Below are 4,230 nucleotides of genomic sequence, written 5' to 3'. Positions count from 1 at the left end.
CCCTCAGCCCGAGTCCGAGGCCGCGCGGCGGGCGGCGGCGGACGGCGGCTGGGCCGCCGCGCGGCGGCGCCGCCACAGGACGAGGAGGCCTAGAACCGCGCCGAAGGCCATCAGGAGCAGCCCCCGCACCCATACACGGCCCTCGATCTGCGTCGCGAGGGCGACGCACGAGAGGGCGCCGAGCACCGGCACGACCGTGGGGGCGCGGAAGGGGGCGGCGGGGGTGTCGGGGTCGCGCCGCAGGACGAGTACGGCCGTGTTCACGGTGAGGAAGACGGCGAGCAGGAGCAGGACCAGCGTGCCGGCCAGCACGTCGATCTCGCCGGTGGCCGCGAGCACCGCGGACACGGCGGTGGTCGCGGCGATGGCCGCCCACGGGGTGCGCCGCGCCGGGAGGACCCGGGTGAGGAAGGCGGGGAGGAGCCCTTCCCGGGCCATCCCGTAGGCCAGCCGGGAACTCATGATGCCCGTCAGCAGGGCCCCGTTGGCCACGGCGACCAGAGCGATGAACGCGAAGAGGTTCGGGGGGACCGCGCCGGCCGCGCGGACGACTTCCAGCAGCGGGCCGTCGGATGCGGCCAGTGCCTCCGTGGGTACGGCCGCGGACGCCGCCGCGCCCACCGCGGCGTACACCAGTCCCGCGGTGGCGAGTGCTCCGAACAGGGCACGCGGATAGGAACGACCCGGGTCCAGGGTCTCCTCCGCCACGTTCACCGAGGTTTCGAAACCCACGAACGAGTAGTAGGCCAGCACCGCTCCCCCCATCACGGCGGTCACCGGCGACGCCGAGTCCGTGCCCAGCCGCGTCAGTCGGCCGACGTCTCCGTCGCCCCGCAGGACGATCCAGCACCCGAGTCCGACGACGAGCAGCAGGCCGCCGGTCTCCACCAGCGTGGCCAGGGTGTTCACCCGGGTGGACTCGCGGATGCCGCGCGCGTTCAGCAGCGCGAGGAGGAGCAGGAAGACGACGGCGACGAGGACGACCGGCAGGGTGACGAGGGCGGAGAGGTAGTCGCCGGCGAACCCGCGCGCGAGCGCCGCGACCGACACGGTGCCCGCCGCGAGCATGCAGAACCCGGCGAAGAATCCGACCGCGGGGCCGTAGGCGCGCGTGGCGTAGTACGAGGCGCCGCCGGCCCGTGGGTACTTCGTGGCGAGCTCCGCGTACGACGCGGCGGTCAGGAGCGCCAGCAGGAGCGCCGCGGTGAGGGGCACCCATACGGCGCCGCCCGACGCGGCCGCCACCTCTCCGATGAGCACGTACACGCCCGCGCCGAGGACGTCTCCGAGGATGAAGAAGTACAGCAGGCGTGTGGTCAGGACTTTGCGGAGCGGTCCGGGTGCCGGGGTGTCGGAAGGGCGGGACGGCATGGGCCTCATCTGTCTGTCTCGAAACGGGGGGACGACCGGGCGAGGCGTCCGCCCCGGTCGGGTCAGGGGTCTTCTTGCCGCCGGGAATCGGGGCAAACGAGGCGGCCTGCCCTTGGGGCCGTTGGTCCCGCGCCTCGGGACGGGGAGGGTGGCCGGGTCCGCCGAGGGCCGCGGGCCTCAGCCGGTGGGCGGGAGTGCCTGCTGCCGCGGGCGCGCGGCGGCGGGCCCGCACCAGCCGCGCTGGTGTCGGGCCCGCCGGGTCGGGAGCCGCTCTACACGGGAGGGCGACGGGCGCCGGGGTCTTCGCGGACCTCCGCGGCGGTGTCCTGGCCCACCCGGCGCAGTTCGTCAGCGGTCTCCCGGCCGGCGTGCTGCGCGTGCTCGGTCGTGGTGGAGACGGCGTCCTGCGCCGTGCCCTTCACCGATTCGACGGCACCCGCGACGGGTTCCCTCAGCTCGTCCCGTACTTCCTGGGCGGCCTGGACGGCGGTCTGCTTCACGGGTTCCAGCAGCTCGTCCGAGTGCTCCCGCAGGCGCTGCCCCGCCTGTTCCTCCGCCGCGGTGGTCGGCAGGAGGGCGGCGGCGAGCATGCCCGCGCCGAAGGCCATCAGGCCGGCGGCCAGCGGACTGCCCTGGGTCTGCCGCTTGATCTGGGCGGGGGCCTGCTGGAAGGTCTCCTGCACGGTGCCGCCGACCTCCTTGGCCGTTCCGGTCACGCTGTCCGCGGCCTGGTGCAGGCTCCCGGAGGTTCCGTGCGCCGCGTCCTGTGCCGTGCCCATCACACGCTCCTTCACTCCGCTCACGCGGTCGCGCACCGAGTCGACCTTGCGGCGGGCCACCTTGCTCGGGGTCATCCTGTCCGCCAGGAGGTCGACGTTGCGCGCCAGGTGCGCGCGCCGGTACTCCACGTCGGTCCTCAGCTCGTCAGGTGTCGTGCCCATCGGGCGTCCTCCTTCAAGGTCTCCACGGTCTGTTCCGGCTTGAGGTTGACGGTGCGCAGCCTCTTGCGACCCGCCGCGTACAGCACCCCGCCCACCACGGCCCACAGGGCGGTGACGATCAGGGCGGCCCAGGCGGGGTCCATGACGTTGGCCAGGGCGAAGACGACGGTCAGACTGCCGAACAGCAGCACCACATGACCGGCGTACCCCGCTCCGCCCAGCATGCCGACGGCTTTGCCGGCCTTGGCCGACTCCTGCTTGACCTCGGCCTTCGCCAGTTCGATCTCGTCGCGGACCAGCTGGGACAGGTCCTTGCCGATCTCCCCGATCAGATCACCGAGGGACGGCTCGGACGCCGTCGACGGGGGGGGCGGTACGGGCGGTGCCGCCAGCGGGGGCGGCGGGGGCGCCGCGGGCGCTGTCGGACGCTCGTGGGAGGAGAGAGCCATGCTCAGATCCCTCCCCCGGCCCGGGTCGGTCCGCCGTAGGGCGGGCTACTCGCCGGCGGGTGAACGGGCGGTGCCGGGGTGACATGCGGCGGCTGCGACTGCCCGTAGGTGTCGAGCGGGTCCTCGTAGCCGGCCGGGATGCCGCTGGGCCGGGCGGGGCGTGCGATGCCCGAGTCCCCCGGAGGCACGGGCCGTTCGACCCTGGCGGGGCCTGCGGCGCCGCCTCCGTCGGCGGTCTCCGACGACGCGGCGGCACTCACGCTCTTGCCGGCGCGCGCCACGACGAAGCCGGCCAGCGCGGCGCCCGCGAGGAATACCCCGGGACGGCGGCGGGCGAAGCTCTGCAGGTCGCTGACCAGTCCTTCCGGACCCCGCTTCTCCACATGGGCGGCCATCTGCTGTCCGCCGTCGGCTATCTGGCGGGCCATGTCCGCCATCGTGGAGTCCGGCTTGCCGTTCTCGCCCAACTCCCGCAGCTCCTGCGACAGCCGGCGCACGTTCTCCGCCAGCCGCTGGGTCTGGGACTCGGCCTGGCCGGTCAGTTGGGAACGGAGCTCCCCCATGAGGTCCCGAGCCTGCGCGGTGGCCTCGCCGACCACGTGGGCCGCCTGCTCCTTGGCCGTACCGCCGACGTCGGCGGCCTTGGCACCGACCAGCGAAGCACTCTCGCCGGCCTTGTCCTGAACGGTGTGCGCTACCGCCGTCGTCCTGCTCTCGTCCTGGCGGCTCGCATCCTGGAAGTCACTCAAGGCTCCTCCTGGTGAATGGCGTGTCAACGCTTCAGCAAGGCGCCTGCCCTCCATTCGCCACCTCACCCCCGCACGGCCGAACTCACTCGCACGTTTGGATCCGCTCCATGCGTGAAGAAGCGATTCGACAAAAACCACATCTCATCGCAAAAACCAGGAGAGCCTCATGGGCATCATCGCTTGGATCCTCATCGGACTGCTGGCCGGGCTCATCGCCAAGGCGATCATGCCGGGCAAGGACCCGGGCGGCATCATCGTCACCATGCTCATCGGCATCGCGGGCGGTCTGCTCGGCGGCTGGCTCGGCAAGGTCATCTTCGGCGTGGACTCCATCGACGGCTTCTTCGACCTGTCCACCTGGATCGCCGCCATCATCGGCTCCGTCATCCTCCTGGCCCTCTACCGCCTCGTCACCGGTCGCCGCCGCTCCCACCGGCACGCCTGACACAGCTCCGAGTTCCGAGGAGGAGATCATGCCGCTCGGCAAGGACGACCTGGTCACCTACCGCGACGGCCGCGAGGACGAGCACCGCGGCCGTATCGAGGAAGTACGCGATCCCGGTCCGCACGCGGTCTACCGGATCCGCAACGAACGCACCAACGAGATCCAGGTCATCACGCAGGAGCAGATCGATCAGGGGGCGCAGGACGTGACCGCCGACTGACCGGCCCGCGCCGCCCCCCGCAGCCGTGCGCCCCCCCCCCACGCCGACGGGCGGG

The 4,230-nt window shown here is 72.7% G+C and carries 6 protein-coding genes; 2 read left to right on the top strand and 4 right to left on the bottom strand.

Going from position 1 to position 4,230, the window contains the following annotated elements; genetic code table 11:
* Nucleotides 1-3: 3 nt before the first annotated feature.
* The 4 genes from ACFWUQ_RS31215 to ACFWUQ_RS31200 form a co-directional block, all read right to left on the bottom strand.
* The gene (locus ACFWUQ_RS31215) at nt 4-1,380 is read right to left on the bottom strand and encodes an APC family permease (RefSeq protein ID WP_384544745.1); all 1,377 of its coding nucleotides are present in this window, start codon (nt 1,378-1,380) and stop codon (nt 4-6) included.
* A 263-nt stretch (nt 1,381-1,643) separates the two neighbouring features.
* On the bottom strand, nt 1,644-2,312 hold the full coding sequence (locus ACFWUQ_RS31210) for a DUF3618 domain-containing protein (protein WP_384544743.1): 669 nt from the start codon (nt 2,310-2,312) through the stop codon (nt 1,644-1,646).
* Nucleotides 2,288-2,761, bottom strand: coding sequence for a phage holin family protein (locus ACFWUQ_RS31205; protein WP_384544741.1), 474 nt, complete (start codon nt 2,759-2,761; stop codon nt 2,288-2,290). The genes ACFWUQ_RS31210 and ACFWUQ_RS31205 overlap by 25 nt, the downstream gene beginning before the upstream one ends.
* A gap of 2 nt (nt 2,762-2,763) precedes the next feature.
* A complete protein-coding gene (locus tag ACFWUQ_RS31200; RefSeq protein ID WP_384544739.1) occupies nt 2,764-3,510 on the bottom strand; it encodes a hypothetical protein in 747 nt (248 codons plus the stop codon).
* 166 nt (nt 3,511-3,676) lie between these two features.
* On the opposite strand from ACFWUQ_RS31200, the gene ACFWUQ_RS31195 reads away from it, so the two are divergent.
* On the top strand, nt 3,677-3,955 hold the full coding sequence (locus ACFWUQ_RS31195; protein ID WP_384544737.1) for a GlsB/YeaQ/YmgE family stress response membrane protein: 279 nt from the start codon (nt 3,677-3,679) through the stop codon (nt 3,953-3,955).
* 28 nt (nt 3,956-3,983) lie between these two features.
* Complete coding sequence (locus tag ACFWUQ_RS31190) at nt 3,984-4,175, top strand: hypothetical protein (protein ID WP_384544735.1); 192 nt, start codon at nt 3,984-3,986, stop codon at nt 4,173-4,175.
* Nucleotides 4,176-4,230 lie beyond the last annotated feature (55 nt).

It is taken from the genome of Streptomyces sp. NPDC058662, assembly GCF_042716255.1.
Classification (GTDB): Bacteria; Actinomycetota; Actinomycetes; order Streptomycetales; family Streptomycetaceae; genus Streptomyces.
This window is presented reverse-complemented; position numbering and strand designations above follow the sequence as displayed.

Excerpts from the sequence above, each read along its gene's own strand:
- ACFWUQ_RS31215 (WP_384544745.1), bottom strand. The coding sequence starts at position 1,380 with ATGAGGCCCATGCCGTCCCGCCCTTCCGACACCCCGGCACCCGGACCG.
- ACFWUQ_RS31210 (WP_384544743.1), bottom strand. The coding sequence starts at position 2,312 with ATGGGCACGACACCTGACGAGCTGAGGACCGACGTGGAGTACCGGCGC.
- ACFWUQ_RS31205 (WP_384544741.1), bottom strand. The coding sequence starts at position 2,761 with ATGGCTCTCTCCTCCCACGAGCGTCCGACAGCGCCCGCGGCGCCCCCG.
- ACFWUQ_RS31195 (WP_384544737.1), top strand. The coding sequence starts at position 3,677 with ATGGGCATCATCGCTTGGATCCTCATCGGACTGCTGGCCGGGCTCATC.
- ACFWUQ_RS31190 (WP_384544735.1), top strand. The coding sequence starts at position 3,984 with ATGCCGCTCGGCAAGGACGACCTGGTCACCTACCGCGACGGCCGCGAG.